At 69.4% G+C, this 25,507-nt stretch carries 26 protein-coding genes; 13 read left to right on the top strand and 13 right to left on the bottom strand.

Features of this window, described 5'->3' with window-relative positions; genetic code table 11:
• The first annotated feature begins 4 nt into the window (after nt 1–4).
• From E6C64_RS07405 to E6C64_RS07380, 6 genes are all read left to right on the top strand, one after another.
• A complete protein-coding gene (locus E6C64_RS07405) occupies nt 5–1,702 on the top strand; it encodes a sugar ABC transporter ATP-binding protein (RefSeq protein ID WP_233255518.1) in 1,698 nt (565 codons plus the stop codon).
• Nucleotides 1,699–2,778 (top strand): ABC transporter permease, encoded by a 1,080-nt coding sequence (locus E6C64_RS07400; RefSeq protein ID WP_136426982.1) that lies wholly within the window; start codon nt 1,699–1,701, stop codon nt 2,776–2,778. Before E6C64_RS07405 ends, E6C64_RS07400 begins: the two co-directional genes overlap by 4 nt.
• A gap of 17 nt (nt 2,779–2,795) precedes the next feature.
• Nucleotides 2,796–4,046: an S-methyl-5-thioribose kinase gene (mtnK, locus tag E6C64_RS07395; protein WP_136426981.1), complete on the top strand. Its 1,251-nt coding sequence runs from the start codon at nt 2,796–2,798 to the stop codon at nt 4,044–4,046.
• A 304-nt stretch (nt 4,047–4,350) separates the two neighbouring features.
• Nucleotides 4,351–4,809, top strand: coding sequence for a YciI family protein (locus E6C64_RS07390; protein ID WP_438941847.1), 459 nt, complete (start codon nt 4,351–4,353; stop codon nt 4,807–4,809).
• 58 nt (nt 4,810–4,867) lie between these two features.
• Nucleotides 4,868–5,308, top strand: coding sequence for a YciI family protein (locus E6C64_RS07385; RefSeq protein ID WP_136426980.1), 441 nt, complete (start codon nt 4,868–4,870; stop codon nt 5,306–5,308).
• Nucleotides 5,309–5,357: 49 nt separating this feature from the next.
• Nucleotides 5,358–6,596: an RNA polymerase sigma factor gene (locus E6C64_RS07380; protein ID WP_136426979.1), complete on the top strand. Its 1,239-nt coding sequence runs from the start codon at nt 5,358–5,360 to the stop codon at nt 6,594–6,596.
• 150 nt (nt 6,597–6,746) lie between these two features.
• Here the strand turns inward: E6C64_RS07380 and E6C64_RS07375 are convergent, their stop codons facing one another.
• Entirely contained in the window at nt 6,747–7,391 is a 645-nt protein-coding gene (locus E6C64_RS07375) for an NAD(P)-dependent oxidoreductase (protein WP_136426978.1), read from the bottom strand.
• A gap of 80 nt (nt 7,392–7,471) precedes the next feature.
• Here E6C64_RS07375 and E6C64_RS07370 point away from each other — a divergent pair, with 80 nt between their 5' ends.
• On the top strand, nt 7,472–7,855 hold the full coding sequence (locus tag E6C64_RS07370; protein ID WP_136426977.1) for a winged helix-turn-helix transcriptional regulator: 384 nt from the start codon (nt 7,472–7,474) through the stop codon (nt 7,853–7,855).
• A 130-nt stretch (nt 7,856–7,985) separates the two neighbouring features.
• Here E6C64_RS07370 and mtnC read toward each other — a convergent pair whose 3' ends face one another.
• The 11 genes from mtnC to E6C64_RS07310 form a co-directional block, all read right to left on the bottom strand.
• Entirely contained in the window at nt 7,986–9,476 is a 1,491-nt protein-coding gene (mtnC, locus tag E6C64_RS19395) for an acireductone synthase (protein ID WP_233255517.1), read from the bottom strand.
• Nucleotides 9,473–10,681 (bottom strand): phosphotransferase, encoded by a 1,209-nt coding sequence (locus E6C64_RS07355; protein ID WP_136426976.1) that lies wholly within the window; start codon nt 10,679–10,681, stop codon nt 9,473–9,475. Before E6C64_RS07355 ends, mtnC begins: the two co-directional genes overlap by 4 nt.
• Nucleotides 10,678–11,736 (bottom strand): translation initiation factor eIF-2B alpha/beta/delta subunit family protein, encoded by a 1,059-nt coding sequence (locus E6C64_RS07350; protein WP_199240986.1) that lies wholly within the window; start codon nt 11,734–11,736, stop codon nt 10,678–10,680. Before E6C64_RS07350 ends, E6C64_RS07355 begins: the two co-directional genes overlap by 4 nt.
• Nucleotides 11,737–11,870: 134 nt before the next feature.
• A complete protein-coding gene (gene crcB, locus E6C64_RS07345; protein ID WP_136426975.1) occupies nt 11,871–12,257 on the bottom strand; it encodes a fluoride efflux transporter CrcB in 387 nt (128 codons plus the stop codon).
• Nucleotides 12,254–12,742, bottom strand: a complete 489-nt coding sequence (locus E6C64_RS07340) for a fluoride efflux transporter FluC (protein ID WP_136426974.1) — start codon at nt 12,740–12,742, stop codon at nt 12,254–12,256. The genes crcB and E6C64_RS07340 overlap by 4 nt, the downstream gene beginning before the upstream one ends.
• 111 nt (nt 12,743–12,853) lie before the next feature.
• Complete coding sequence (locus tag E6C64_RS07335) at nt 12,854–13,342, bottom strand: Dps family protein (protein WP_136426973.1); 489 nt, start codon at nt 13,340–13,342, stop codon at nt 12,854–12,856.
• 116 nt (nt 13,343–13,458) lie between these two features.
• A complete protein-coding gene (locus E6C64_RS07330) occupies nt 13,459–13,914 on the bottom strand; it encodes an SRPBCC family protein (protein WP_136426972.1) in 456 nt (151 codons plus the stop codon).
• Nucleotides 13,915–14,091: 177 nt separating this feature from the next.
• The gene (locus E6C64_RS07325; protein ID WP_136426971.1) at nt 14,092–14,292 is read right to left on the bottom strand and encodes a hypothetical protein; all 201 of its coding nucleotides are present in this window, start codon (nt 14,290–14,292) and stop codon (nt 14,092–14,094) included.
• Between the two features lie 97 nt (nt 14,293–14,389).
• A complete protein-coding gene (locus tag E6C64_RS07320) occupies nt 14,390–16,177 on the bottom strand; it encodes a glycoside hydrolase family 15 protein (protein WP_136426970.1) in 1,788 nt (595 codons plus the stop codon).
• A gap of 123 nt (nt 16,178–16,300) precedes the next feature.
• Complete coding sequence (locus tag E6C64_RS07315; RefSeq protein ID WP_136426969.1) at nt 16,301–16,684, bottom strand: ester cyclase; 384 nt, start codon at nt 16,682–16,684, stop codon at nt 16,301–16,303.
• Between the two features lie 89 nt (nt 16,685–16,773).
• Nucleotides 16,774–18,339: an amino acid permease gene (locus tag E6C64_RS07310; protein WP_136426968.1), complete on the bottom strand. Its 1,566-nt coding sequence runs from the start codon at nt 18,337–18,339 to the stop codon at nt 16,774–16,776.
• A 188-nt stretch (nt 18,340–18,527) separates the two neighbouring features.
• On the opposite strand from E6C64_RS07310, the gene E6C64_RS07305 reads away from it, so the two are divergent.
• The 6 genes from E6C64_RS07305 to E6C64_RS07280 all read left to right on the top strand — a co-directional run bounded on the left by E6C64_RS07305 (nt 18,528) and on the right by E6C64_RS07280 (nt 25,172).
• The gene (locus E6C64_RS07305) at nt 18,528–19,928 is read left to right on the top strand and encodes a glutamine synthetase family protein (protein WP_136426967.1); all 1,401 of its coding nucleotides are present in this window, start codon (nt 18,528–18,530) and stop codon (nt 19,926–19,928) included.
• A 34-nt stretch (nt 19,929–19,962) separates the two neighbouring features.
• The gene (locus E6C64_RS07300) at nt 19,963–20,697 is read left to right on the top strand and encodes a gamma-glutamyl-gamma-aminobutyrate hydrolase family protein (protein ID WP_136426966.1); all 735 of its coding nucleotides are present in this window, start codon (nt 19,963–19,965) and stop codon (nt 20,695–20,697) included.
• The gene (locus E6C64_RS07295) at nt 20,694–22,088 is read left to right on the top strand and encodes an aldehyde dehydrogenase family protein (protein ID WP_136426965.1); all 1,395 of its coding nucleotides are present in this window, start codon (nt 20,694–20,696) and stop codon (nt 22,086–22,088) included. The genes E6C64_RS07300 and E6C64_RS07295 overlap by 4 nt, the downstream gene beginning before the upstream one ends.
• A 92-nt stretch (nt 22,089–22,180) precedes the next feature.
• Nucleotides 22,181–22,969 carry a 3-oxoacyl-ACP reductase gene (locus E6C64_RS07290; protein ID WP_136426964.1) on the top strand — a complete coding sequence of 263 codons (789 nt, stop codon included), beginning with the start codon at nt 22,181–22,183 and terminating at the stop codon, nt 22,967–22,969.
• A 3-nt stretch (nt 22,970–22,972) separates the two neighbouring features.
• A complete protein-coding gene (locus E6C64_RS07285) occupies nt 22,973–23,737 on the top strand; it encodes a FadR/GntR family transcriptional regulator (protein ID WP_136426963.1) in 765 nt (254 codons plus the stop codon).
• Between the two features lie 184 nt (nt 23,738–23,921).
• Entirely contained in the window at nt 23,922–25,172 is a 1,251-nt protein-coding gene (locus tag E6C64_RS07280) for a mechanosensitive ion channel family protein (protein ID WP_233255516.1), read from the top strand.
• 34 nt (nt 25,173–25,206) lie between these two features.
• Here E6C64_RS07280 and E6C64_RS07275 read toward each other — a convergent pair whose 3' ends face one another.
• Nucleotides 25,207–25,389: a hypothetical protein gene (locus E6C64_RS07275; RefSeq protein WP_136426962.1), complete on the bottom strand. Its 183-nt coding sequence runs from the start codon at nt 25,387–25,389 to the stop codon at nt 25,207–25,209.
• Between the last annotated feature and the right edge of the window lie 118 nt (nt 25,390–25,507).

Genomic DNA, 25,507 nt, shown 5'->3' with positions numbered 1-25,507 from the left:
CGGATTGGATTCCATCTCCCCGGAGAAACCGCACCTCGAGGGAGGCGACCAGACGGTCGTCTCCCTCGAGGGCGTGTCGGTGAGCTACGGCACCAACCGCGTCCTGGAGTCGGTGACCGCGTCCATCGCCGGGGGCCGGATCACCGCGCTGCTCGGCACCAACGGCGCCGGCAAGTCGACGCTGATCAAGGCGCTGTCGGGAGCCAACCCGAACTACTCGGGGACCATCGTGCTCGACGGGGCGCCCGTGCGCCTGACGAGTCCGCAGGTGGCCTCGCGCCTCGGCGTCGCGACGGTCCACCAGAAGGTCGCCGACGGCATCGTTCCGGGCATGAGCGTGGCAGACAACCTGATCCTCACCGACTTCGCATCGGGGGGCCGTCGCGGACTGGTCACCGAGCGGACGACCCTCGAGCGCGCGCGCGAGGTGCTGAAGACCCTCGATCTGCCGTGGTCCGATCGCATCCTCCGAACGGATGCCGGCAGGCTCGGCATCTCCGATGCCCAGCTCCTGGTCCTCGCCCGAGTCCTGCGGACCACCCCCAAGCTGCTGATCCTCGACGAGCCGACCTCGGCGCTCACCGCCGCGGAGGTCGAGCGGCTCTTCGTCGTCCTGCGCAGGCTCCGCGCGCAGGGGCTCGCCATCCTCTACGTGTCGCACCGCTTCGGCGAGATCGAGTCGCTCGCCGATCGGGTGCTCGTGCTCCGCGACGGCGTGCTCGCCGTCGACGTGCCCCGGCCGTTCGACTGGCACACCATCCTCGAGGAGATGCTCGGGCGGCCGACGGAGCTGCAGCAGGGCGTCGTCGACATCCGCCGCGGCGAGCGCACCCTGCTCGCGGTCCGCGGCCTGCCCGTGCTCGCCAATGCGGCGCCGCTCGATCTCGACATCCGCGCCGGTGAGGTGCTCGGCGTGCTCGGCCTGCTCGGCGCGGGCAAGACGGAGCTCGCGGAGACCCTCGCCGGTGCCCGTCCGATGCTCGGCGGATCGCTCGAGCTCGACGGCACGCCCTATGCGCCCGCGCGACCCGGGGATGCGATCGAGGCGGGCGTCGTGCTCGTGCCCGAGGATCGACAGGCGCAGGGGATCCTGCCGGGCTGGTCCATCGCGCACAACACCACGCTGCCGTTCCTGCGCGCCTTCAGCTCCGCCCTCGGCGTGCTCAGCCGCTTCCGCGAGGCGGGCCGCGGCGACAGCGTCATCGCCTCGCTGCACGTGGTCGCCCGCGATGCGGCGACTCCCATCGACGATCTGTCCGGCGGCAACCAGCAGAAGGTCGTCGTCGGACGCTGGCTCGCCGACTCGCCCTCGGTCGCGCTGCTCGATGAGCCGTTCCGGGGCGTCGACATCGGCGCTCGCCGGGAGATCGGTGCCACCCTCCGGCGGCTCGCCGCCGACGGGCGCGCAGGCGTCGTGCTCTCGTCGGACGTGGATGAGATCCTCGAGGTAGCGGATCGCATCGTCGTGCTGGTCGACGGGCGCATCGTCCTCGACGCCTATGCGGATGAGACGGACCGCGCGACGGTCGTGCGCTCGCTGCTCGCCATCGCTTCGTCCGACTCTGCTTCGGCCGACTCCGCTTCGGCCGATTCCGGACTCACTCCCACCGGCGCCGGCCCCGACGGCTCCATTCCCGCATCCGGACCGGGACCCGTCCCTGATCCCGAATCCGATCCCGCACGAAACGAGAACTCCAGGTGAGCACTTCGACCGCCCCCAGCCGCGAGGGAAAGGGCCCCGAGACACGAGCCGCGGTGACCCGGGCATCCGTCGGAACGGCCATCGCCGCCGGCATCGCCAAATGGGGCTTCATCGCCGTGACCGTCGGGCTGATCGCCTTCTTCGTGATCACCGAGCCGAACTTCCGCACCACCGCGAACGCCCTGGGCATGCTCAAGTACATCGCCCCGACGGCCATCGCCGGCCTCGGCGTCGCGCTGGCGATGACCGTCGGCGGCATCGACCTCTCGGTCGGCGCGAGCGCCGGCTTCGCGGTCTCGATCGCCGCGTACACGATGGTCGTCGCGAATCAGGTGGGCGGGGTGGCGATCTCCGTCGTGCTGCTCGGCGGCCTGCTGATCGGCGCCATCAACGCGGTCCTCGTGGTGATCGCTCGGATCCCCGACCTGCTCGCGACCTTGACGACGATGTTCGTGGTGGTCGGGCTCAAGCTGATCATCGTGGACGGTCAGTCCATCTCGTCGCAGATGACGCTCCAGGACGGCTCCACCGCGCCCGGCAAGTTCACCGCGGACTTCCTCTGGCTCGACCGCGGCAAGATCGGCATCATCCCCGTGCCCGTGATCATCTTCCTGCTGCTCACGGCTCTGCTCTGGTTCGTGCTCCAGCACACCCGCTGGGGTCGGGCGCTCTATGCGGTGGGCGCGAACGCCGAGGCAGCTCGCCTGGCCGGCATCCGGGTGAGCCTCTACCGCGCCGCCGCCTACATGGGCTGCGGGCTGCTCGCCTCCATCGCCGGGCTGCTGCTCGCCGCGCGGATCGGACAGGGCGACGTGAGCGCCGGCAACTCGCTTCTGCTCGACGCCGTGGCGGTCGCCCTGGTCGGCGTGTCCGTGCTCGGCGCGGGACGCCCCAACGCGTGGGGCACCGCGCTCGGCGCCGTCCTCATCGCCGTGATGGTGACGGGGTTCACGATGGTGGGCCTGCCCTATTACGCTCAGGACTTCGGCAAGGGTGTCGTCCTCTTGGTCGCGCTCCTCTTCAGCTTCACCTTCAGCAAGCGTCGGACCGTCGTCGTCGCAGGAAGCATGACCTGAAAAATGAACGGTCTGGCATGAGCGAGTTCTCGCAGCTGAGCATCACGACGGTGCCCGGGTATCTTGCGAGCCGCCCGGAGCTGTCCACCCACATCGACGCGGGGCGTCTGGTTTCCGTCGTCGAGGTCGGCGACGGCAACCTCAACCTCGTCTTCATCGTCAAGGACGAGGGCGGACGCGGGCTGGTGCTCAAGCAGTCGCTGCCGCACGTGCGCACCGATCCGACATGGGCGATGACCCGTGCGCGCTCCACGCGGGAGGCGACGCTGCTCGCCGAGCACTCGCGGATCGACGCCGAGCACGTGCCCGCGCTGTACGGCTTCGACCCGATCGACTACATCCTCGCCATGGAGGACCTCAGCGACCACGTCGTCTGGCGCACCGAGCTGAACGCAGGTCGGGTGCACCCCTATGCCGCCGCCGCGCTGGGCCGATACATCGGGCGGACCGCGTTCTGGACGAGCGCGTTCGGGCTGACGGGACCGCAGAAGCGCAATCTCGTCGCCGCCACCGCCAACCCCGAGCTGTGCGAGATCACCGAGGACCTCGTCTTCACCGAGCCGTACATCGACCACCCGCACAATCGGGTACTGCCGGGCAACGACAAGGACGTCGCCGACCTGCGCGCGGATCGCGACCTGCTGCGCGAGATCGGTCTCGCCAAGCTGCACTATCAGAACTCCTCGCAGTCGCTCCTGCACGGCGATCTGCACACCGGATCGGTGTTCGTCCGCTCGGAGGGGGAGTCCGTGCGCGCGTTCGACTCCGAGTTCGGCTTCTACGGCCCGACCGGCTTCGATCTCGGCGCGGTGTGGGCGAACCTCGTGATCGCTGCAGCGCGAGCCGAGGCGCTCGGCGAGCATGAGCGGGCCGTCGAGCTGCTGGGGCTGCCGGTCGCCCTGTGGAACTCCTTCGAGCTCGAGTACCGCTCGCTGTGGCCGAGCCGCTCCGATCCGCGCGTGTACGGAGACGACGTCCTCGAGGCCGCGCTCGCCGGCATACGCTCCGACGCCGCGGTCTTCGCGGGAGCGAAGGCGATCCGCCGGATCATCGGATTCGCGAAGGCCACCGACATCGAGTCGCTCGACGAGGAGCAGCGCGTCGGCGCCGCCCGCGCCGTGCTGCTCGCGGGGCGGGCGCTGGTGCTCGAGCGGCTGCAGGACTCGAGCCCGCAGGCGCTGACTGAGCACACCAGCAGGATCATCGCCGAGCACGCCAAGCCGGTCCGCGGCCTTCGAGGCCTCCGGGGCCGCCGCCGCACCGCCTGACCCGACCCATCGGACGGGGAGGAACCACCCCGCCGCCTCTCGTCGGCGGAGCCGGCCCGCCATCACCCCGCACTTCCACGGTTCAGGCGATCTCCACGGTTCAGGCGATTTCTCGATTTCGATCACGGATCAGGCGATATTCACCTGAACCGTGGGCGAAAGCCTGAACCGTGAAGATGTCCCGAGAAGTTCTCCCGTCGAGATGTCGATATCGGCCATCCCCATTCGACGCGATAGTAGAGGGACGCACACGGCGCCCCCAGCGTTCGCCAGATCGCGAACCCGACGAATGAGGGAAGACACCATGTCCGACACCACCAGCACCACTGTCGCAGCCACTCCGTCCAAGTGGATGCTCATCATGCGCGAGGAGCGGGAGCTGACGCCCGAGGAGCTCGCCGGCTTCTCCTTCGACGAGATCCTGGAGCAGATGGGGGCCTACAACGAGAAGCTCATCGCGGCCGGCGTGCTCGTCACGGCCGAGGGGCTCGCACCGGCCGCAGAGGGCCTGGTGCTCGACTTCGCGCAGACCCCGCCGATCGTCACCGACGGCCCCTACGGCGAGACGAAGGAGCTGTTCAACGGCTTCTGGATCCTCAAGACCGCCAGCAGGGAGGAGGCCGTCGAGTGGGCGAGCCAGGCGCCGCTCGGGCCCGGCGTCAAGCTCGAACTCCGTCGAGTGCCTTCCATTGCCGAGTTCGACATCGACAACGAGCACATCCAGCGCGAGCGCGCCTGGCGCGAGTCCACCGGCCAGCTCTGAGACCGTCCACCGCGACCAGCCATCCGACAGGAGACAACACCATGAAGACGGAGCTGCAATGAAGTACATGCTGATCATGCGTCAGACCGATGAGGCCGTGGAGGCCATGAAGACCGCCGACTTCGAGTCGATCATCAACGCGATGGGGCAGTTCAACGAGTCGCTCGTCAAGGCGGGCGTGCTGCTCGACGGCGACGGGCTGTCCGATGCCTCCGAGGGGTTCGTGGTCGACTTCAGCGGCCCGACGCCCACCGTCACGGATGGGCCGTACGGCGAGACCCACGAGCTCTTCAACGGCTTCTGGACGATCCAGGTCTCCTCCAAGGAGGAGGCGGCCGAATGGGCGAAGCGGGCGCCGCTCAGCCCCGGCCAGAAGCTGGAGGTCCGTCGGATCACCGACATGAGCGACTTCGAGGACTTCGCCGACAACGAGTACCTCAGGTCCGAGGACGAGTGGCGCGAGATGAGCGCTGAGCACCGCAAGGGCGAGCAGGCGTAGCCGAGGGGCGGCCGGTCAGCCAGGCGAGCGAGAACGGCGGGACGAGGCGATGAATGCACGACGTGCGGTGGAAGCCGTCTGGCGGATCGAGTCGGCGCGCATCGTCGCCTCGCTGGTGAACATCACCCGTGACGTCGGCCTCGCCGAGGACCTCGCTCAGGAGGCGCTGGTGGATGCGCTCGCCCAGTGGCCGGATGCCGGGGTTCCGCAGAACCCCGGGGCGTGGCTGACCGCCGTCGCGAAGCGGAAGGCGATCGACGGCTGGCGCCGGCGCGAGCGGCTGGACGACAGGTACAGCGCCATCGCCCACGACCTCTCGGAGGAGACGGCCTCGGTCGATGCCGCCTGGGAGCCGATCGACGACGACGTGCTCCGGCTCGTCTTCATCTCCTGCCATCCCGTGCTCGCGCGTGAGGCGCAGGTCGCGATGACGCTGCGGATCATCGGCGGTCTCAGCACGGAGGAGATCGCCCGGCTCTTCCTCGTGCCGGTCGCCACGATCCAGCAGCGGATCGTCCGGGCCAAGAAGACGCTGAGCGCCGCGCAGGTCCCGTTCGAGACGCCCGATCCTGCCGAGTGGAAGGAGCGGATCGCCTCCGTGCTCGGCGTCGTGTACCTGATCTTCACCGAGGGCTACTCGGCGACCAGTGGATCCAGCTGGATGCGGACGGATCTCGCGAACGAGGCGCTGCGGATCGCCCGCAAGCTCGCCGAGCTCGTGCCGCGCGAGCCCGAGGCGCACGGACTGGTGGCCCTGATGGAGTTCCAGGCATCCCGATTCGCCGCACGGATCACGGCGTCGGGCGAGCCGGTGCTGCTCTCCGACCAGGATCGCGCCCGATGGGACCATCGTCAGATCGCGCGCGGATCGGCCGCGCTGGTGCGAGCCGACGCCGTCGGGCGCGGACGAGGCGCGTACTGCCTGCAGGCCGCGATCGCCCAGGTGCACGCCACCTCGCCCGCCTACGCGGACACCGACTGGGAGCGGATAGTGCTGCTGTACGAGGCGCTCGGCCGGCTCGCACCCAATCCGATCGTCGACCTCAACCGCGCCGTCGCCGTGTCCTTCGCGACCGGGCCGGCGACCGCCCTGCGGATCGTGGATGGCCTGGCGGCTGCCGATTCGCTCCGTGGATCGCATCTGCTGCCGAGCGTGCGCGGCGAGCTGCTCGCTCGGCTCGGCCGCGCGGAGGAGGCCCGCGCGGAGTTCCGGCGGGCCTCCGAGCTCACCGCCAACGAGCGCGAGCGCGCCGTGCTGCAGGCGAAGGCGACCGACCTGACCGCGTGAGGTGAACTCGACCGTTCTTCGTTGGTCGAGCAGGCCGTTGGCGGCCGTATCGAGGCCCTCGACGACCCATGAGTGTGAGCGTTCTTCGTTGGTCGAGTAGGCCGTTCACGGCCGTATCGAGGCCCTCGACCGGATGCTCAGCACGCGACCTCAGTACGCGACGCCGAACTGCGCGCGGTGGTGAGCCGGTGTCTCGATCTCGTCGATGACCGCCGTCGCGTAGTCCGCGCCGGAGATGACGGACTCGCCCTTCTCGTCGAAGATCGCGACTTCCCCGCCGACTCGGTAGCGCCCGAGCTTCTCGCCGGGGACGTACGAGCCGTACACCGCCGCGGGGCTGAGGAAGAACCAATCCAGGTCGTCGGGGGAGGAGCCCAGGTCGTCGGCGACGCCGGAGAGCTCCTGGGCCTCTTGCAGGTACTCGGCCGGAACCTCGCCCGAGTCCGCGAAGCGGGCGGCTCCCTCCGCCGGACGCAGCGAGCTGAACCCGCCGACGACTCCCCAGCGTGTGCCGGTGCCGGCGAGCTGCTCGGCGATGCTGCCGTAGAGCATGCGCTGCTTGCCGGCGAGCTCGCCTCGGGGCGAGAGAGTGCCGATGACCACGTCGGCTCCCGAGATGGCGCGGCGGAGGACGGCGGGATCGAGCAGCGATCCGGTCTCGTACGAGACGCCGTCGATGGGCGACTCGGGCAGGGTGCGGCTCCAGGAGATGACGGAGTGACCGCGGGAGACGGCCTCTGCCGCGATGTTGGCGCCGGTGTAGCCGGTGCCGCCGAGGAGAACGATCTGAGTCATGGGGTTCCTTTCGATGGTTGCATCGACAACGGTACGCGAGTTACTCTCCAACGGTAAGTAGGCACCTTCGAGTAACCAGGATGGCCATCGTGATCGGCAGCGCGCTCCCGCTGGACCCCTATGTCGACGGATGTCCGACCCGTCGCATCCTCGATCTGATCGGCGGCCGTTGGACCGTGCTGATCGTCGGGGCGCTCGATGACGGACCGCTGCGCTTCTCGGCTCTGCTCCGTCGGATCGAGGGCATCTCACAGAAGATGCTCACTCAGACTCTCAAGGCGCTCGAGCGCGATGGGCTCGTGCAGCGCACCGCGACCCTGCAGGTCCCGGTGCGGGTGGACTACGAGCTCACCGGCCCCGGCCGATCGCTCGTCGGTCCGCTTCGTGCGCTCGAGGAGTGGTCGATCGACCACTACGCCGGAGTGCGGGACGCGCAGGAGGAGTACTCGGCGCGGGTCGGGTGATTCGCGCTCCACCGTTTCACGGTTCAGGCTTTCGACTCCGGATCAGGTGAAAATCACCTGATCCGCGTTCGATATCGCAGAATCGCCTGATCGGTGAGAATCGCCTGATCCGCGAAGATGCGGGTGAGGGTCAGCGGGGAGCAGAGGTCTCGACCGTGAACCTGAGCAGCCACTCGGCGAGCTCCGCGTGCCAGCGGGCCTGGGTCAGGGTCTCTCCCCAGGCGTACATGCCGTGCGAGGCAATGATCAGCACCGGCACCTCGTTGTCGCGCAGCGTCGGCGGCAGGTAGACCTCCTCGAAGGCGTCGCCCTGCTCGCGCATGTCCTGGCCGTTCTGGATCACCGGGATGACGACGGTCTCGCCGTGCGCGTCGTGGCCGAGGCCCTTGAGCATCTCCAGGTCATGCAGCTCCACCCCGTCGGGCCAGTAGAGACCGGCCAGCACCGCGGACAGCGCATGAAGGTGCACGACGGCGTTCGCGCCCGTGACCGCCGCGATCCGGGCGTGCAGGCCGGCCTCGGCCGAGGGGCGCTTGCCCTGCTCCTTGCCGACCAGCTCGCCATCCGCATCGACGACCACCACATCGGCCGCCGTCAGCTCGCCCTTGTCGAGTCCCGATGCGGTGACCGCGAGCCGGAGCGGATCACGGCCCAGCACCACGGACAGGTTGCCCGAGGTGCCGCGCATCCAGCCCATCGCCGCGAAGCGCGCCGACTCGACCGCCAGCGCCTCGCCGGCCGCGAACACCTCGTCGTAGCTCGGCTCGGCCGGTGCAACAGGGGCGGAGGGTGTCTCGGGCGTCGCCTCGTCCGCATCGGCGTCCTCACCGACCGGGACGACCTCGACCGCGTCGAAGGAGTCGACCACGGGCACGTCGCCGAAGTCGGCGCCGAAGAACGGCTCCTCCGGTCGGGAGAAGGCCACGACCTGCCAGCCGGCCTCCACGGCCGCCTCGACCTCGCCCGGGTTGTCGGTGAAGAACACCAGCGACGAGGGGTCGGCGCCGAGGCTGTCGGCGATCCGGTCGTAGGAGGTGGCGACCTTCTTGGGGCCGGCCTTCACGGTGTCGAAGTAGTCCGTGATCAGGGGAGTCAGGTCGCCGTCGGGTGAGTGGCGGAACCACGGCACCTGCGAGGCGATCGAGCCGGAGGAGAAGACGGCGAGGCCGACGCCGTCGCCGTGCCAGGTACGCAGCCGGGGGATGACGTCGTCGAAGAAGTGCGACGAGATCTCGGCCCGGGCGAAGCCCTCCGCCCAGATCTGGCCCTGGATCGTCTTGAGGGGCGTCGACTTGACGTCGGATGCCATGAAGCCGAGGAGCGCCTGCTCGATGTCCTCATCGGTCGCGATCTCGAGCAGGTCCGCCTCGTCGATGACCTGCTGCCGTGCCTCCGCGATCACGGGGTCGTCGGCGTGCTCCTGGATCCAGGGCAGCAGCCGCGGCCGCGCGTAGTCGTAGAGGTCGCCGAGGATGAATCCGGCGGCGCTCGTCGTGCCTTCGAGATCCAGCACCACTGTCGACGCGACGATCCGGATGGGGGAGTCGGCTACGGGGGCGCTGCCGTTCCCGGTGTCGGTGCCGGTGTCGGTGCCGGAAGAGGGCGCAGCTGTGGAGGTCATCGATCCAGCCTAGGGAAGGTGTCGTCGCCGTCGAGGATCCACTCGCGTGCGCGGTCGAAGACGAGGATGCTCGCCGGGCCGATGAGCTCCTCGGGGAGCGTCTCGAGGTCGGCGGCGTGCGACCAGCCCGCCACCCGGCGGATGGCCTCGACGCCGGCGAAGCGCCACGCGTCGGAGCGGATGCCGGCGAGCCGCTCGCGCAGCTCGGCGGCCGTCCCCGTCCAGTTCGACTCCCAGACCGCCGAGAAGGCGCGCCAGCTCTCGGTGATCGCGGAGAGCCTGCGCACGCCGAGGGACTCCGCGCCGACCGCCGTGGCAGCGGTGGCGGCGATCATCATGTTCGCCCAGAACAGCCCGAGGTCCATGCCGATCGGACCGACGAAGGAGAACTCGGGGTCGAACACCTTCGTGACCGGAGGCTCGTCGCCGTCCGGGTTGTCGTCCGACACGGCGGCCGTCATGACCGACCCCGTGTGCAGGTCGCCGTGCAGCAGGGCCTCCTGGGCGCGACCGAAGCGATCGCGGATGCGCGCGACCGCGTCCCGCACATCGGCGTCCTCGTACAGGGCCCGGATCCGGCTCTCGAGCGCGGCGTGCCAGCGGTTGTGCTCATGCGGCCGGTACGGCTCGTCGAGCACGACGTCGACGGTGAGCTCGCACAGGGCCTCGTTGGCCGACTCGGCGAGCAGGTCGTCGCGGGTGGCGGGATCGGACAGCAGCTCGCCGGTCGCGAAGCTGAGCTCGCCGACGAACCTGCCGACCGTCTCGCCGACCTGCCAGGCCAGCAGCCGCGCCGCGGGCCGCCCGGCGACAGCGCCCGCGACCTCATCGACGAGCACGTCCCGCAGCACGCGCAGCGCCGAGAGGTCCTCCATGACGATCACGTGCGAGTCGAGGTCGACGAGGATGACCTCGGGCACGACATCGGGGGCCAGCTCGGCGAGGCGCTGGTAGGCGCGCGCTTCGGCGCCGATCCGCTCGGGGTCCATCGGCCAGTCCGGCCCGGCGGCCTGCACGAACGGCGGCGCCTGCTTGACGGCCAGCGAGCCGAGGGGCCCGCGGGCGAGGAAGACCCGGTTCATGTTGCCGGCCGTGACCTCGTCCACCTGGATCAGGTCGATCGGACCGACCAGGCCGAGCAGATCACGCGCGGCCAGGTAGGCCACGACGTCGTCCCGCGAGGCCAGCAGTCCGGCCGGCGTCATGCGCGGCCACCCTGCGCCGGGGCGAAGTAGTCGCGGATCCGCTCCGGTGCGAAGTCGCCCCGGCTCGTCACGATCCTCGTCACGAAGCGGGCGGGCGTCACGTCGAAGGCGGGGTACCAGGCCTCGGAGACGAGCGGGCTGGCCGTGCGGACGCCGAGCGTCTCGAGCACGTCGTCGGTGCGGCGCTGCTCGACGACGATGTCGGCCGCCGACTGGGCGGAGGCATCGGGCTCCTGGACGAGCGCGTAGTACGGCACCTCGAAGGTCGAGGCGGCGATCGCGAGGCCCAGGGTGCCGACCTTGTTGATCACCGCTCCGTCGAGGCTGACCCGATCCGCGGCCGTGACCAGGGCGTCGATCCGGCCGATCGTCGAGCCGGGGGAGAGGGCGGCGGCGCCCATCCCATCGGTGATCAGGGTGACGCGCTGGCCCAGCTCGCGGAGGCTGTGCGCGGTGAGCCGCGCTCCCTGCAGGTAGGGCCGTGTCTCTGTCACAACCCAGTCGTAGCCTCGGCCCGCCTGGTCGGCGGCGCGGACGATCGCGAACAGGTAGGCGTCCATCCAGCAGTGGGTCATGATCCGCGCACCGTCGGGCAGCAGCGCCACGGTCGCCCGGGCAAGTGCGTCACTCAGGTCGGCATAGTGCCGCAGGCCGGCTTCCCCCGCGCTGACGGCGGCCTCGACGAGCTCCGCCGTGCTCGTCGCCGGAGCGATGGCGGTGAGCACCCGGTCGACCGCCTCGCGGGGGTGGGCGTTGGTCGGGCGCGCCTCGCCCAGTGCGACACCCGCCTGGCGCATCCGCTCGCGCGCGGCGTCGAGGGGGAGGCCGGCGACCTGGTGGGCCGTGAGCGTGAGCCCGGCGTGCGCGGCGTAGAAGGGGCCGGAGCTCTGGGTGACCATGTCCCGGATGGCGTCCGCGACCTCTTCCGCAGAGTGCGCGCTGACCCATTCGACCCGCTCGGGGAAGACGCGGCGGTCGAGGATCTCGACCGTGCCCGCGGTGAGGCGGACGGAATCGTCGAGAGTGGCGATCGCGTCGCCGGCGCGTGTGGTCACGATGGCCTCCGCGTCCATCGTCGCGTCTCGACGGCGATGGCGCGAATCGGACGTCATGAAGAGCAGTGCGCATGACCCAGCCGTTCACCGGGATCGGGTCACCGCGACGGGGTCGAGTCGACGAGCGGTGGCCGTCAGGTCGGGGTGACCGGCATCAGCACGATCCCGAGCGCATAGCCGCCGAAGGCCGCCGCGATCGAGAGAATCAGCATGAACAGGCCGGTGATCAGCGCCGCGTTGGTCCGACGGCCGCGGAGGAGCTGGACCGTCTCATACGCCGCCGTGCTGAAGGTCGTGTAGCCACCGAGGAATCCGGTGCCCAGGATGAGGCGCCACTCCTCCGGCAGGGCGTGCGCGGCGAGGCCGGTCACGAGGCCGAGCAGCAGCGAACCGGAGATGTTGATGGCCATCAGGCCGCGAGGGACCGATCCCGCCTGGCGACGGCTGAGCAGGCCGTCGAGCACGAAGCGAGCGGCGGCTCCCAGTCCGCCCGCCACCGCGATGCCCAGTGCGAGGATCAACGGCCGACCGTCCGTCGCACCGCTGCACTGCGCGGACCCGAGCCGAGGCGGATGCCGAGGCCGGCTGCCAGCACCCCGACGATGAGCGTGCCGAACGCGTAGATGGCGGCATTCGAGGCATCGGCGCCGCCTGCGAGCGACACCGTGTCGAGCGCCAGAGCGCTGTAGGTCGTGAAGCCGCCGAGCAGGCCGGTGCCGAGCAGGAGCCGCAGCGAGCGGCGTGATCCGCTGTCGTCTCCGCGGCGCGCCAGGGTCGCGAGGAGCAGTCCGAGCAGGAAGGCGCCGACGATGTTGATGGCCATCGTGGCGACGGGGAAGCCGGTCGGCGGAACGGCCTGCTGGATGAGGTACCGGGTCAGCGTGCCGACTGCACCGCCGAGGGCGACGAGCCCGATGAACCGCGGCTGCAGATGCGGCGGCCGCCCGGGTGCCGGGCCGGATGCCGGCCCGGATGTCGGCCCGGGGCTCTCACGAGGTGCGCTCACGCTCTCAACTCAACACCTTCGCGGCGACCCTCGAACGCCGAACTGCCCAGTTCTGCCGCTCGGAATGCATTTCGGGCGGCAGAACTGGGCAGTTCACGAGAAGTCGAGCTGCTACTTGGTGGCGGTGAGCTTCTTGTGCACCGCGCGCTGGCGGGGCTTGCGGTTCTCGGCGCTGACCATCCAGGAGTACTGCTCCAGCGACATGATGATCGCGTGCAGGAGGTCGGCCGAGGTCGGGTCCTCCTCATCCACCTCGTCATGCACGTCGCGCAGGGTCTTGACCGTCGCGTCGAGGCGCTCGACCACGAGGTTCACGGTCTCCGCGGTGTCGACCTCGCTGTCCGGGTACTGAGGCAGCGAGGTGCTGGCGCTGACGGTGCTGGAGCGGCCGTCTGGCATGGCCTCGAGTGCGCGCATGCGCTCGGCGACCTCATCGCTGAATCCGCGTGCCGCCTCGATGATCTCGTCGAGCTGCAGGTGGAGGTCACGGAAGTTCTTGCCGACGACGCTCCAGTGCGCCTGCTTTCCCTGGACGTGGAGCTCGATGAGGTCGACGAGGACCTTCTGCAGGTCGTCGCCGAGCTGGTCGGATGCCTTCATGGTGCTGCCTTTCGTTCTGCGTGGTTCTTCTCAAGATCGAGATGCCACTTTTCGTCCTTGTGACGTTCGGATAGGGACGGAAAGTGGCATCTCGATGCGGGGCTACAGGTGAGGCGTCAGTTCTCGACGTTTCCGCGCCATGCGCCCGTCTCGGAGCCCTGCGACTCGATGAACTCCTTGAAGTGCTCGAGGTCCTTCTTGATCGCGCGGTCGTCCACACCGAGGAGTGCGCCAGCCTTCTCGACGAGGCCTTCGGCCTCCCAGTCGATCTGCACGGTGACGCGCGACGTGCTGTCGCTCAGCTTGTGGAACGTGACGACGCCCGCGTGCTTGTCCTTGCCGCTGATGCTGTTCCAGGCGACGCGCTCATCCGGGTGCTGCTCGGTGATCTCGGCGTCGAACTCGCGCTCGACTCCGCCGATCTTCACCTTCCAGTGGTTGTGCGTGTCGTCGGTCTGGGTGATCTCCTCGACGAAGCTGAGGAACTTGGGGAAGCTCTCGAACTGCGTCCACTGGTTGTACGAGGTGCTGACGGGAACGTCGACGTCTACTGTCTCGATGACTTGGGGCATGGGAACCCTGCCTTTCTGCTGAGGGGCCCGCGACACGTGCCGGGCTGGGATTTCCCAACCTACGCGCCCCCAGCTGGGGGCTCGGCGTGTTCCCAGCTACCTCTCACTCGGTGTTCGCCTGCACGTCAGACACCGGTGGCCGATCGTTCGCTTGCGGCGCCACCGATGAGGGTGGGACTACTCCGTGGCGGCGTCCGTAGGGGAGTCCACGGCGTCCTCGCGGTCATCACCATCGGGCGGGGTGGGCTGCGCCTTCGACGCGGTGGGGGAGTCCGTCGCTGTGCTTCCCGGGCTGACAATCTGGTACTCGTCCTCGAGGTTCGCGTCCGGCCCCGTGGGGTGCGCTCCGCCGAGGGGGTCGTGGTGGTCTGCGGTCATGGAATGCTCCTCGCGTCGGTGTCGGCTGCCGTCACGGTAGCCCCGCTGTCTGGAGGAACGGTCCGCGAGTCGGCCACCTCGTCGCGGCGATCCTGCGTCAGTCGTTCGCAGGCTGAGAAGCGTGGGCCAGTGCATCGGCCGCCCGCACGAGCGTGAGATGCGACAGCGCCTGGGGGGTGTTGCCCATCTGACGCCGGCCGGCGACGTCGTACTCCTCCGACAGCAGACCGACATCGTTGACGAAGCCCAGCAGGCGATCCATCAGCGCCTGGGCATCGGCGTGGCGCCCGGAATTCGCGTACTGCTCCACGAGCCAGAACGAGCAGGCGAGGAACGGGTTCTCCCCACCGGGCAGGCCGTCCACTCCCGTCTCGCTGAGGTAGCGGAGCACGAGCCCGTCGGGCATGAGATCCGCCTCGATCGCGGCCACCGTGCCGAGCATGCGGGGGTCGGCCCAGCCGACGTAGCCGATCTGCGCGAGCTGCAGCAGAGACGCGTCGACGTGGGTCGACCCGTAGTGCTGGACGTAGCTGCCGCGATCCGCGTCGAAGCCGTCGGCCTCGATCTCCGCGCCGATCCTGTCGCGCATCCGGCGCCAGAGGTCGCTGTCACCATCGAGCCCGAAGTCCTCCACGGCCTTGACGCCGCGGTCGAACGCCGCCCACACCATGGCTCGTGAGTGCACGAAGTACTGCGGATCACCGCGCATCTCCCAGATGCCGTTGTCCTTCTCGTCGACGTGGCTGACGGTGAAACTGAGGAGGGCGCGCTGCAGCGCCCAGGAGTACTCGGTCTCGGCGACGCCCGCCTCGCGTGCGGCGTGCAGGGCGATCATCACCTCGCCGATGACGTCGGCCTGGAACTGGCTGAAGGCCCCGTTGCCGATCCGCACCGGGGACGCGCCGAGGTAGCCGGGCAGGCTGGACAGCTCGCGCTCGGCGAGGTCCCGTTCCCCCGCGATGCCGTACATGATCTGCACGTCGCTCGGGTCGCCGGCGATGGCCCGCAGCAGCCAGCCGCTCCAGCGCATCGCCTCGTCGGTCGAGCCGTGCGACAGCAGCACGGTGAGCGCGAGCGATGCGTCGCGGAGCCATACGTAGCGGTAGTCCCAGTTGCGCAGTCCGCCCGCCTGCTCGGGCAGGCTCGTCGTCGCGGCGGCGACGATGCCTCCTGTGTCCTCGTGGGTGAGCGCGCGCAGCAGCATGAGGGAGCGGAGGACCTCCTCGCGGTGCGGCCCGTCGTGCGACAGCGTGCCCGCCCAGTCGCTCCACCATCCGGCGGTGCGCTCGAGCGCACGGTCCACATCCGTCGGGTCGGGCCACTCGCGATGCGACGGGTACCAGGTCATCGAGATGTCGACGACGTCGTCCGCGAGGACGGTGAACTCGCCCTGATGGGAGTGATCGGCGGGATGCAGGTGCGGGCCGCGCAGGATGACGGCGTCCGGTCCGGCGACGGCGACGATGGCGTGGGTGTGGCCGCTGCCGACCTGCCGGATCCAGGGGATGGCGCGGGCGTAGTCGAAGCGGATGCGCACGTCCTGGCGCATGGTGACGGTGCCCTGGATGCCGGCGACCCGGCGGATGATGTCCCCGCGGCGGTTGCCGATCGGCATGAAGTCGGTCACCAGGACCGTTCCGGTGGGCGTGGTCCATTCCGTCTCGAGGATGAGGGTCGAGCCTCGAAAGCGGCGGACGGCCGTCGCGCGCTCGTCGTCCGGAGCCAGCAGCCAGCGCCCGTGCTCCTCGTCGCCGAGCAGCGCGCCGAAGGTGGAGGCGGAGTCGAAGCGGGGCAGGCAGAGCCAGTCGATGCTGCCGTCCCGCCCGACGAGGGCGGCGGTGTGGCAGTCGCCGATCATGGCGTAGTCCTCGATAGGCAGCGGCATAGCGCCAATGATGCTCTCCGCCGACTGTGTGTACGTTCCGGCTCCATGTGCACGTTATTTCGTGCACGCAGCGCCGGTTTCGTGCACATGGCGTCGGCTACCCCAACCCGCGAACGGATGCTCCTAATTCAGCATCGTGCGCAGATCCTCACCAAGGCTGAAGCAGCTCGTCATCCGACCGTCACTCCAGGTGGAGAAGGCGCCCTCGGCCCAGCTGGATTCCCGTCCGCTCGGCGCGATGCCCGCGTACGCGCCGGTGTGCCGGGCGCTGACCAGTAACCGGGCGGCGACGGTGACACCCTCGGTGACCACGTCGAGCGGACGCCAGTGGATGCCGGCGAAGGAGGCGTGCAGTCGATCGAGTCGGGCGATGTGCTCGCCCGGCACGATGTCGCCTGCAGCGGTTCGCATGGTCGGCGCCAGGAATTCGGTGAGGTCATCGAAGCGATGGGCGTTGCAGCACTCGATGCAGGCGAGGTATCGGTCACGCAGGGGAATCGCTGCCACGACACGATTCTTCCGGCAGCAGTGTGCACGAAACCGGCGCTATGTGCTCGAAATATCGAGCACATAGCGCCGGAACGTACACATTCGGGTCAGGGCTGGGGTGGGGCCGGGTGGTCGTAGTCCTCGACGGCCGGGTCGCGGTGCAGGCCGCCGCTCAGCGCGTACTCCTCTTCAGGGGAGAGCACCAGGCGGTGCCGGCCGTAGACGGCGAAGACGATGATGCCGGCGGCGAAGACGATCAGCCCCGTGATGATGGCGGGACGGAAGTCCTCAACGAACACGATGCCGAGCAGCGTGATGAAGGCGATGACTCCCGCGACGACCGCTCCGGGAATGCCGACGGGGCTCTTGTACGGGCGGACGGCATTCGGGAACCTGCGCCGCAGCACCACGAACGACAGCATCTGCGAGCAGTACGAGATCACCGCTCCGAAGACCGCGATGAACAGGATGATGCCGTTCGCCGCGGCGGACGCCGAATCGGAGGTCGAGGCGATCGCCTGGACCAGGAGCAGCACGATGAAGCCGATGACCGCTCCCGCGATCAGCGCGACCCACGGGGTCTGGTGCTTGCGACCCGTCAGCGACAGGAACTTCGGGTAGTAGCCGGCCCGCGAGAGCGAGTACATGTTGCGCCCTGCGGCGAACATGATGCCCTGCAGCGAGGCCAGCAGTCCGATGAGTGCGAACAGCGACAGGACCGCGGCGACATCCTCGGGCAGGAAGGCCCGGAAGCCGTCGAGCAGCGGCTCGCCCGATGCGGCGATCTCCGCCGATCCCGTGACCGCCGGGTTCAGGAACAGCACGAGCAGCGCGAAGAATGCCAGCGTGATGATGCCCCAGATGCCGGCTTTCGGGATGTCCTTCTGCGGGTTGTGCGCTTCCTCGGCCGCGAGCGGCAGCTCCTCGATGCCGAGGAAGAACCAGGTCGCGAATGGCAGCGCGAACAGGATGCCGGCGAACCCGAAGGGCAGGAACTGGCTGTTGCCCGCCTCGGGTTCGATGTTGAGGAGGCGACCGAAGTCGACCGCTCCGTTCGCGATCGCCAGGACCGCGAAGACCACCAGGACGGCGGCGGAGATGATCGCCACGATCAGCGCGAAGCGGAAGGACGCCTGCGCCCCCAGGGAGTTCAGCCCGACGAATACGGCGTAGAGGACGACCCACCAGATCCACATAAGGTTCGGGCCGTCGGCAGGTGCGAGCGTGAAGTTGATCAGGGACAGCGTGATCGCGTCGAGGTAGTAGGCCGAGAAGAGGACGACGACGGCCGTCGTGACGACGTACTCGATGGTCTCCGCGAGGCCCGTGACGAAGCCGCCCCACGGTCCGAGCGCTGCGCGAGCGAACGAGTATGCGCCGCCGGTGTGCGGCATGGCGGCCGACATCTCGCCGATGGAGAAGAGCATGCCGAAGTACATGACGATGATGATCAGGGTCGCGATGAACAGGCCACCCCAGCCGGCCTGGCCGAGACCAGGGTTCCATCCGGAGAAGTCGCCCGAGATGACGGCCGCGATGCCGATGCCCATGAGGCCCCAGAACCCTGCGGTGCGCTTGAGGGTCCGCTTCTCGAAGTAGCCCGCCTCCGCTGCTGTGTAGGTGGCTCCCGAGGATCCTCCGGTCGTGCTGCCGGACGGCGAGGTCTTGGTCATGCGGAGGGCTCCTGAAGTTCGGCGACGCGAGATCGGCGCGGACAATCGAGAGCATGGCCGCTATTGGTACCTGGGGTCCACCATTGGGTGTTAAAGGCTTGTAAATTCCCGACCCGGATCCCGGGTTCCGGCTGTGGTTCAATGGTCGGCGATCGGGCCCTCGCGTGCCCGCCATCCCAGGAGGACCGATGTCGTCGTCGCCCGCAGCTCCCGCCGCATCGCAGTCCCTCGGCACCGGCAACCTCTCGCTCGACGAGCTGTACCGGCAGATCGACGAGGGGTCGATCGACACGGTCATCGTGGCCTTCACCGACATGCAGGGCCGGCTCGTCGGCAAGCGGGTGGCCGCCCGCCTGTTCCGGGACGAGGTCGCCGGCCACGGCGCCGAGGCGTGCAACTACCTGCTCGCGGTGGATGTCGAGATGAACACCGTCGCCGGCTACTCGATGTCCTCGTGGGAGCGCGGATACGGCGACATGGCGCTCATCCCCGACCTCGACACTCTGCGCAGCGCCCCATGGCTGCCCGGCACCGCCATCGTGACCGCCGACCTCCGATGGCTCGATGGCGCTCCGGTCGTGCAGTCCCCGCGGCAGATCCTGCAGGCGCAGATCGCCCGGCTCGCCGAGAAGGGACTCGTGCCGTTCGTCGGCACCGAGCTCGAGTTCATCGTCTTCGACGACACCTACCGCGACGCATGGTCCAAGGGCTACCGCGGATTGACGCCCGCCAGCGACTACAACATCGACTACGCGCTGCTCGCCTCGACCCGGATGGAGCCGCTGCTGCGCGACATCCGCAACTCGATGGACGGTGCCGGGATGTACTGCGAGGGCGTCAAGGGCGAGTGCAACTTCGGTCAGCAGGAGATCGCATTCCGATACGCGCATGCGTTGAGCACCTGCGACAACCACTCGATCTACAAGAACGGCGCGAAGGAGATCGCGGACCGCCACGGCAAGGCCCTGACCTTCATGGCCAAGTTCAACGAGCGCGAGGGCAACTCGTGCCACATCCACCTCAGCGTGCGCAGCGTCGATGGCGACCCGGTGATGTCGGATCCCAGCCGCACCTACGGCTTCTCGAAGCTGATGGAGCACTTCCTCGCCGGACAGCTGGCCGCGATGCGCGAGCTGTCGCTCTTCTTCGCCCCCAACATCAACTCCTACAAGCGCTATGCCGACGGCAGCTTCGCGCCCACGGCGGTGGCGTGGGGCCTCGACAACCGCACGTGCTCCCTCCGTGTCGTCGGCCGCGGTCAGTCCCTGCGCTTCGAGAACCGGGTCCCCGGGGGCGACGTCAACCAGTACCTGGCGGTGGCGGCGATGATCGCCGCCGGCCTGCACGGCATCGAGAACGAGCTCGAGCTCGAGCCGCTGCTCGAGGGCAACGCCTACGAGAGCGACAAGCCACGGGTGCCGTCGAACCTCCGCGACGCGGCCGCGCTGTTCGGCGGCTCGGACATCGCCCGGTCCGCGTTCGGCGACGAGGTCGTCGAGCACTACCTCAACAACGCCCGCGTCGAGCTGGCCGCGTTCGAGTCCGCCGTCACCGACTGGGAGCGCGTCCGTGGCTTCGAGCGCTTCTGAGCGGGCGTCCATCGGGAAGGTGTCGACTGAGGGCATGAGCACTGAGAATCCTTCGACTCGTCCTCCGCTGATCGGAGTCACGACCTACCTCGAGCAGGTTCAACAGGGTGTCTGGGAGCGGCGGTCGGCGTTCGTGCCCGAGGTGTACCTGATCGCGGTCACCGAGGCCGGTGGCGTGCCCGTCCTGCTCCCGCCGCAGCCCCCGTCCGACGCGGCGGTCGCCCGCGTGCTCGACGCGCTCGACGGGCTGGTCATCGCCGGGGGAGTGGACGTCGACCCCGCCCTCTACGGCCATGAGCGCGACCCGCGTACGCAGGACCCCCGGCACGACCGCGACGCGTGGGAGCAGGCGCTGCTCACCGGCGCCATCGACCGCGATCTGCCCTTCCTCGCCATCTGCCGGGGCGCGCAGCTGCTCAACGTCACCCTCGGAGGAACCCTGCACCAGCACCTCCCTGACATCGTCGAGACCGAGAAGTACGCGCCGGAGCCCGGCCGCTACGGCCTCGTGGACGTCGATGTGGATCCGGACAGCTTCCTCGACCGCCTGCTCGGCTCCGTCGGGGATCGGCTCACCGTGCCGAGCTACCACCATCAGGCCGTCGACCGGGTGGCGGACGGCCTCACCGTCTCCGCCCGCAGCGACGACGGTGTCGTCGAGGCGCTGGAGCTGCACGGCGCGAGGTTCGGCCTCGGACTCCAGTGGCATCCCGAGCAGGATGCGGCGGATCGGCGCATCTTCCGCGGCCTCGTGGCGGCCGCCTCATGAGCCTCCTGATCGCGGACGGCTCTGCCTCGCTCGACCTGATCAACCCCGCGGACGAGACCGTGATCCGCACCATCGAGCTGAACTCGATCGAGCAGACGGATGAGGCGGTCGCGCGCGCGGTCGCCGCTCAGCGCGGCTGGGCGGCCCTCGCGCCCGCGGACCGGGCACTCGCGCTGCGTCGATTCGCCGCCGCCGTCGACTCGCATGTCGACGAGCTCGCACAGCTCGAGGTGCGCAACTCCGGCCATCCCATCGGGCAGGCGCGCTGGGAGGCCGGCCATGTCCGCGACGTCCTGACCTACTACGCCGCATCGCCGGAGCGCCTGATCGGCCAGCAGATCCCGGTCGCCGGCGGGATGGACGTCACCTTCCACGAGCCGCTCGGCGTCGTCGGCATCATCGTGCCCTGGAACTTCCCGATGACCATCGCGGCATGGGGCTTCGCTCCCGCGCTCGCCGCAGGCAACGCGGTGCTGCTCAAGCCGGCGGAATGGACGCCGCTCACCGCCGTCCGGCTCGGCGAGCTGGCTCTCGAGTCGGGGTTGCCCGACGGCCTGTTCACCGTGCTGCCCGGCCGCGGCGACGTCGTGGGCGAGCGGTTCGTCACGCACCCCGACGTCCGCAAGGTCGTCTTCACCGGCTCGACGGCTGTGGGCAAGCGGGTGATGGCCGGCTGCGCGGCCCAGGTCAAGCGGGTCACCCTCGAGCTCGGCGGCAAGAGCGCCAACATCGTCTTCGCCGACTCGGATCTCGAGCTCGCCGCGTCGTCGGCTCCCGGTGCCGTGTTCGACAACGCAGGCCAGGACTGCTGCGCGCGCAGCCGGATCCTCGTGGAGCGCGGCGTGCTCGATCGCTTCCTCGAGCTGCTGGAGCCTGCCGTCGCCGCCTTCAGCGTCGGCGATCCGCTGGATGAGGCCACGCAGATGGGGCCGCTGGTCTCAGCCGCGCACCGGGATCGAGTGGCGTCGTTCCTCGAGGGCGGCGAGCTCGCGGAATCCGAGATCGCGTTCCGCGGCTCCGCGCCGACGGGAGCTGGCTTCTGGTTCGCACCGACCGTGCTGCTGCCGACATCGCCGACCGCCCGCGTGCTGACCGAGGAGATCTTCGGCCCCGTGGTCTCGGTCGTGCCGTTCGACGACGAGGCCGACGCCATCCGGATCGCCAACTCGACCGAACACGGCCTCTCGGGCTCGATCTTCACCAACGACATGCGCCGCGGCATCCGGATGTCCCGAGCCGTGCAGTCCGGCAACCTGTCCGTGAACTCGCACTCGTCCGTCCGCTACACGACGCCGTTCGGCGGGTTCAAGCAGTCGGGCCTCGGGCGCGAGCTCGGACCCGATGCGCCCCTCGCCTTCACCGAGACCAAGAACGTCTTCTTCGCCTCCTGAGCCCTCCTTCAACGCGCCTTCCTCCCTGCCCTCGTCCGCACCGCACGCACCGCCTGACCGCTCGATCTCCACCCGCACCTCGAAAGGGCCCCATGGCCATCGCACCCCTCGACCTCACCCAGCGCCTCGCCGGCCGGGTCGCCGTGATCACCGGCGGCGCGAGCGGCATCGGCCTCGCCACCGCCCGACGCTTCGCCGCCGAGGGCGCGAAGGTGGTCATCGGCGACCTCGATCCCACCGCCGGCCAGGCCGCGGCCGAGGAGGTCGGTGGGCTGTTCGTCCAGGTGAACGTCGCCGAAGAGGACCAGGTCGACGCCCTCTTCGCCACCGCGAACGACACCTACGGCTCGGTGGACATCGCCTTCAACAACGCCGGCATCTCGCCCGCCGACGACGACTCGATCGAGACCACCGAGCTGCCCGCCTGGCAGAAGGTGCAGGACGTCAACCTCAAGTCCGTCTACCTCTGCTCCCGCGCGGCGCTGCGCTACATGGTGCCGCAGCAGCGCGGATCGATCATCAACACCGCCTCGTTCGTGGCGGTGCTCGGATCGGCGACCAGCCAGATCTCCTACACCGCGTCCAAGGGCGGCGTGCTCGCGATGACCCGCGAGCTCGGCGTGCAGTTCGCCCGTCAGGGCATCCGGGTCAACGCGCTCTGCCCCGGCCCCGTGAACACGCCGCTGCTGCAGGAGCTGTTCGCCAAGGATCCCGAGCGCGCCCAGCGCCGCCTGGTGCACATCCCGGTCGGCAGATTCGCCGAGCCCGAGGAGCTGGCCGCCGCCGTCGCGTTCCTGGCCTCCGACGACTCCTCCTTCATGACCGGCTCGACCTTCCTCGTCGACGGCGGCATCAGCTCGGCCTACGTCACACCGGTCTGATCGATGCCAGCTCCCGACTCACGAGGCGCCGATTCCGGACTGGGTGTCGACGACGCGCTGTTCCGGCCCGTGCGGTCGGGCAACGCATTCGAGGACACGGTCGAGCGGCTGCTGCAGGCGGTGCGGCTCGGGGTGATCGCCCCGGGGGAGTCGCTGCCGCCGGAGCGTGAGCTGGCCGCGCGGCTGTCCGTCAGCCGGGACACGGTGAGGGATGCCATCCGCTCCCTCGCGGATGCGGGATATCTCGTCGCCCGGCGCGGGCGCTACGGCGGCACCTTCGTGCGGGACGAGGCAGAGATCGCCAGCGCCTCGGTGGCGGACGCCGCCGGAATCGCTGACCGCCGGGACCGGAGTCGAGCCGAGATCGACGACGTCCTCGACCTGCGCGAGATCCTCGAACTCGGCGCCGTGCGCGCCGCGGCCGGGCGCGCACTGAGCGCGATCGAGCGCGAGACGCTCTGGAGCCGACTGCTCGAGACTGCCGCGTCCGGTGTCACCGACTATCGGCGCATCGACTCCCGCCTGCATCTGACGCTCGGGGAGCTCTCCGGGATCCCCTCGCTGCTCCCGCTGCTGGTCGAGAGCCGCTCGCGGGTCAACGCGCTGCTCGACGAGATCCCGCTGCTGGAGCGCAACCTGCAGCACTCCAACGAGCAGCACGAGCGGATCGTGCAGGCGATCCTCCGGGGCGATCCGGATGCCGCCGCGACGGCGATGGCCGAGCACCTCGCCGGCTCCGCCTCCCTGCTCCGCGGCTTCCTCGCCTGAATCCGCCCGCAGCGCCGACAACAGCCTCGAATTGCCGCATATGGCTGCTATCCAGGTACTTTGCGAGCCGAATGTGGCAATTCGATGCTCGTCCAGAGCACGAGGATGACATCGGTGTAAGACTGGATGCTCCTTCGGACGACGCCGTCTGCTCCACCGACCGCCGATATCCCCTGGAGTTCTTGTGAGCCCCGAAACGCTTCTCGCCGACCTCGTCGACAACCCGTTCGCCCGCACCGCCCTCGCCTTGGCCATCGCCATCGTGCTCGCCGTGATCGTCACTGGCGTCGTCGGCGCCGCCGTCCGCTGGGTCGGCGACCGCCGCGGCATGCCCGCCGGCTCGATCAAGCGGATGCGGATTCCGTTCCGCATCCTCGCGCTCATCATCGGCAGCTGGGCGGCCGTCGAAGCGTCGCTTCCCACCGTCGATGCCGAGATGCCGATCGTGGCGCGCCTCTTCCTCATCGCGACCATCGCCTCGGCCGCGTGGCTGATCTGCGCGGTGCTGCTGTTCCTGCTCGACCTCGCGCTCGCGCGCTATCGGGTCGACGGTCCCGACAATCGCGTCGCCCGCCGCATCCGCACCCAGGTGCTCATCCTGCGCCGACTCGCGATCGTGGCCACCGTCGTGCTGGCGGCCGGCGCGATCCTGCTCACCTTCCCCGGAGCCCAGGCTGCAGGCGCCAGCGTTCTCGCCTCCGCCGGCGTCGTCTCCATCGTCGCCGGCCTCGCCGCCCAGTCCACGCTCGCGAACGTGTTCGCCGGCATGCAGCTCGCCTTCTCGGATGCGATCCGGGTCGACGATGTCGTCATCGCCGAAGAGCAGTGGGGGCGGATCGAGGAGATCACCCTCACCTACGTGGTGCTGCACATCTGGGACGACCGTCGGATGGTGCTTCCCTCGACCTACTTCACCTCGAAGCCGTTCGAGAACTGGACGAGACGCAACTCCGAGCTGCTCGGATCCGTGGAGTTCGATCTCGACTGGCGCGTCACCCCGGCCGAGATGCGGGACGAGATGCACCGCGTGCTCGATCGCACCGAGCTGTGGGACAAGCGGGTGGCGGTGCTGCAGGTCACGGACGCCGTCGGCGGCTACGTGCGGGTGCGGATCCTCGTCACCGCGGTCGACGCGCCGACCCTCTTCGACCTGCGCTGCTACCTCCGGGAGGAGCTCGTCGCCTGGCTGCACGACTCCAGCCCGCAGTCCATCCCGCGCCAGCGCGTGCAGCTAGTGGAGGCCGAGGCTCCCGCGCGGCGACCGGCGCGCACGGCGGTGTCGGGGAGCAGTGGCGATCGCTCGCTGTTCTCCGGCGAGGACGCCGCCGACGCCGCTCGCGGCACGCAGTTCACCGGTCCGATCAGCACCGTGGACGCAGCGCAGCTGCAGCGCGAGACCGGCCGCCAGCGGATGCCCCGCGGCGACAACAGCTGACCTGATCAGACGGCGGACCGCCTGACCCGTTCGGTCAGTCCTGCTTCTCCTGCGACTCGATGTGCACGGTGCCGAATGCGACGACCAGCGTGAGGATCGACGCGGCGACACTGAGGTAGAAGCGCCAGTCGCGCTGGCCCTGGGCGCCCGTCCGGACGGTCGACCACGAGCTGACGATGGCGCTGATGATGCTGCCGTTGAGGATGTACTTGCGCATGATGGGGCCTCCTGGGGATCAACCTACCTCCTGACCAGAGGCGGATTCTGAGCGGCTGCAGTATCGGATGGCGCTCGACTCCGCGCCGTGGCGCGTGCGGCTCGCGGAGTGCAGTAGT

The sequence above is a fragment of the Naasia lichenicola genome (genome assembly GCF_004801885.1).
GTDB lineage: Bacteria > Actinomycetota > Actinomycetes > Actinomycetales > Microbacteriaceae > Naasia > Naasia lichenicola.
The sequence above is the reverse complement of the archived record's forward strand: the minus strand, read 5'-3'. Positions and strand labels throughout refer to the sequence as shown.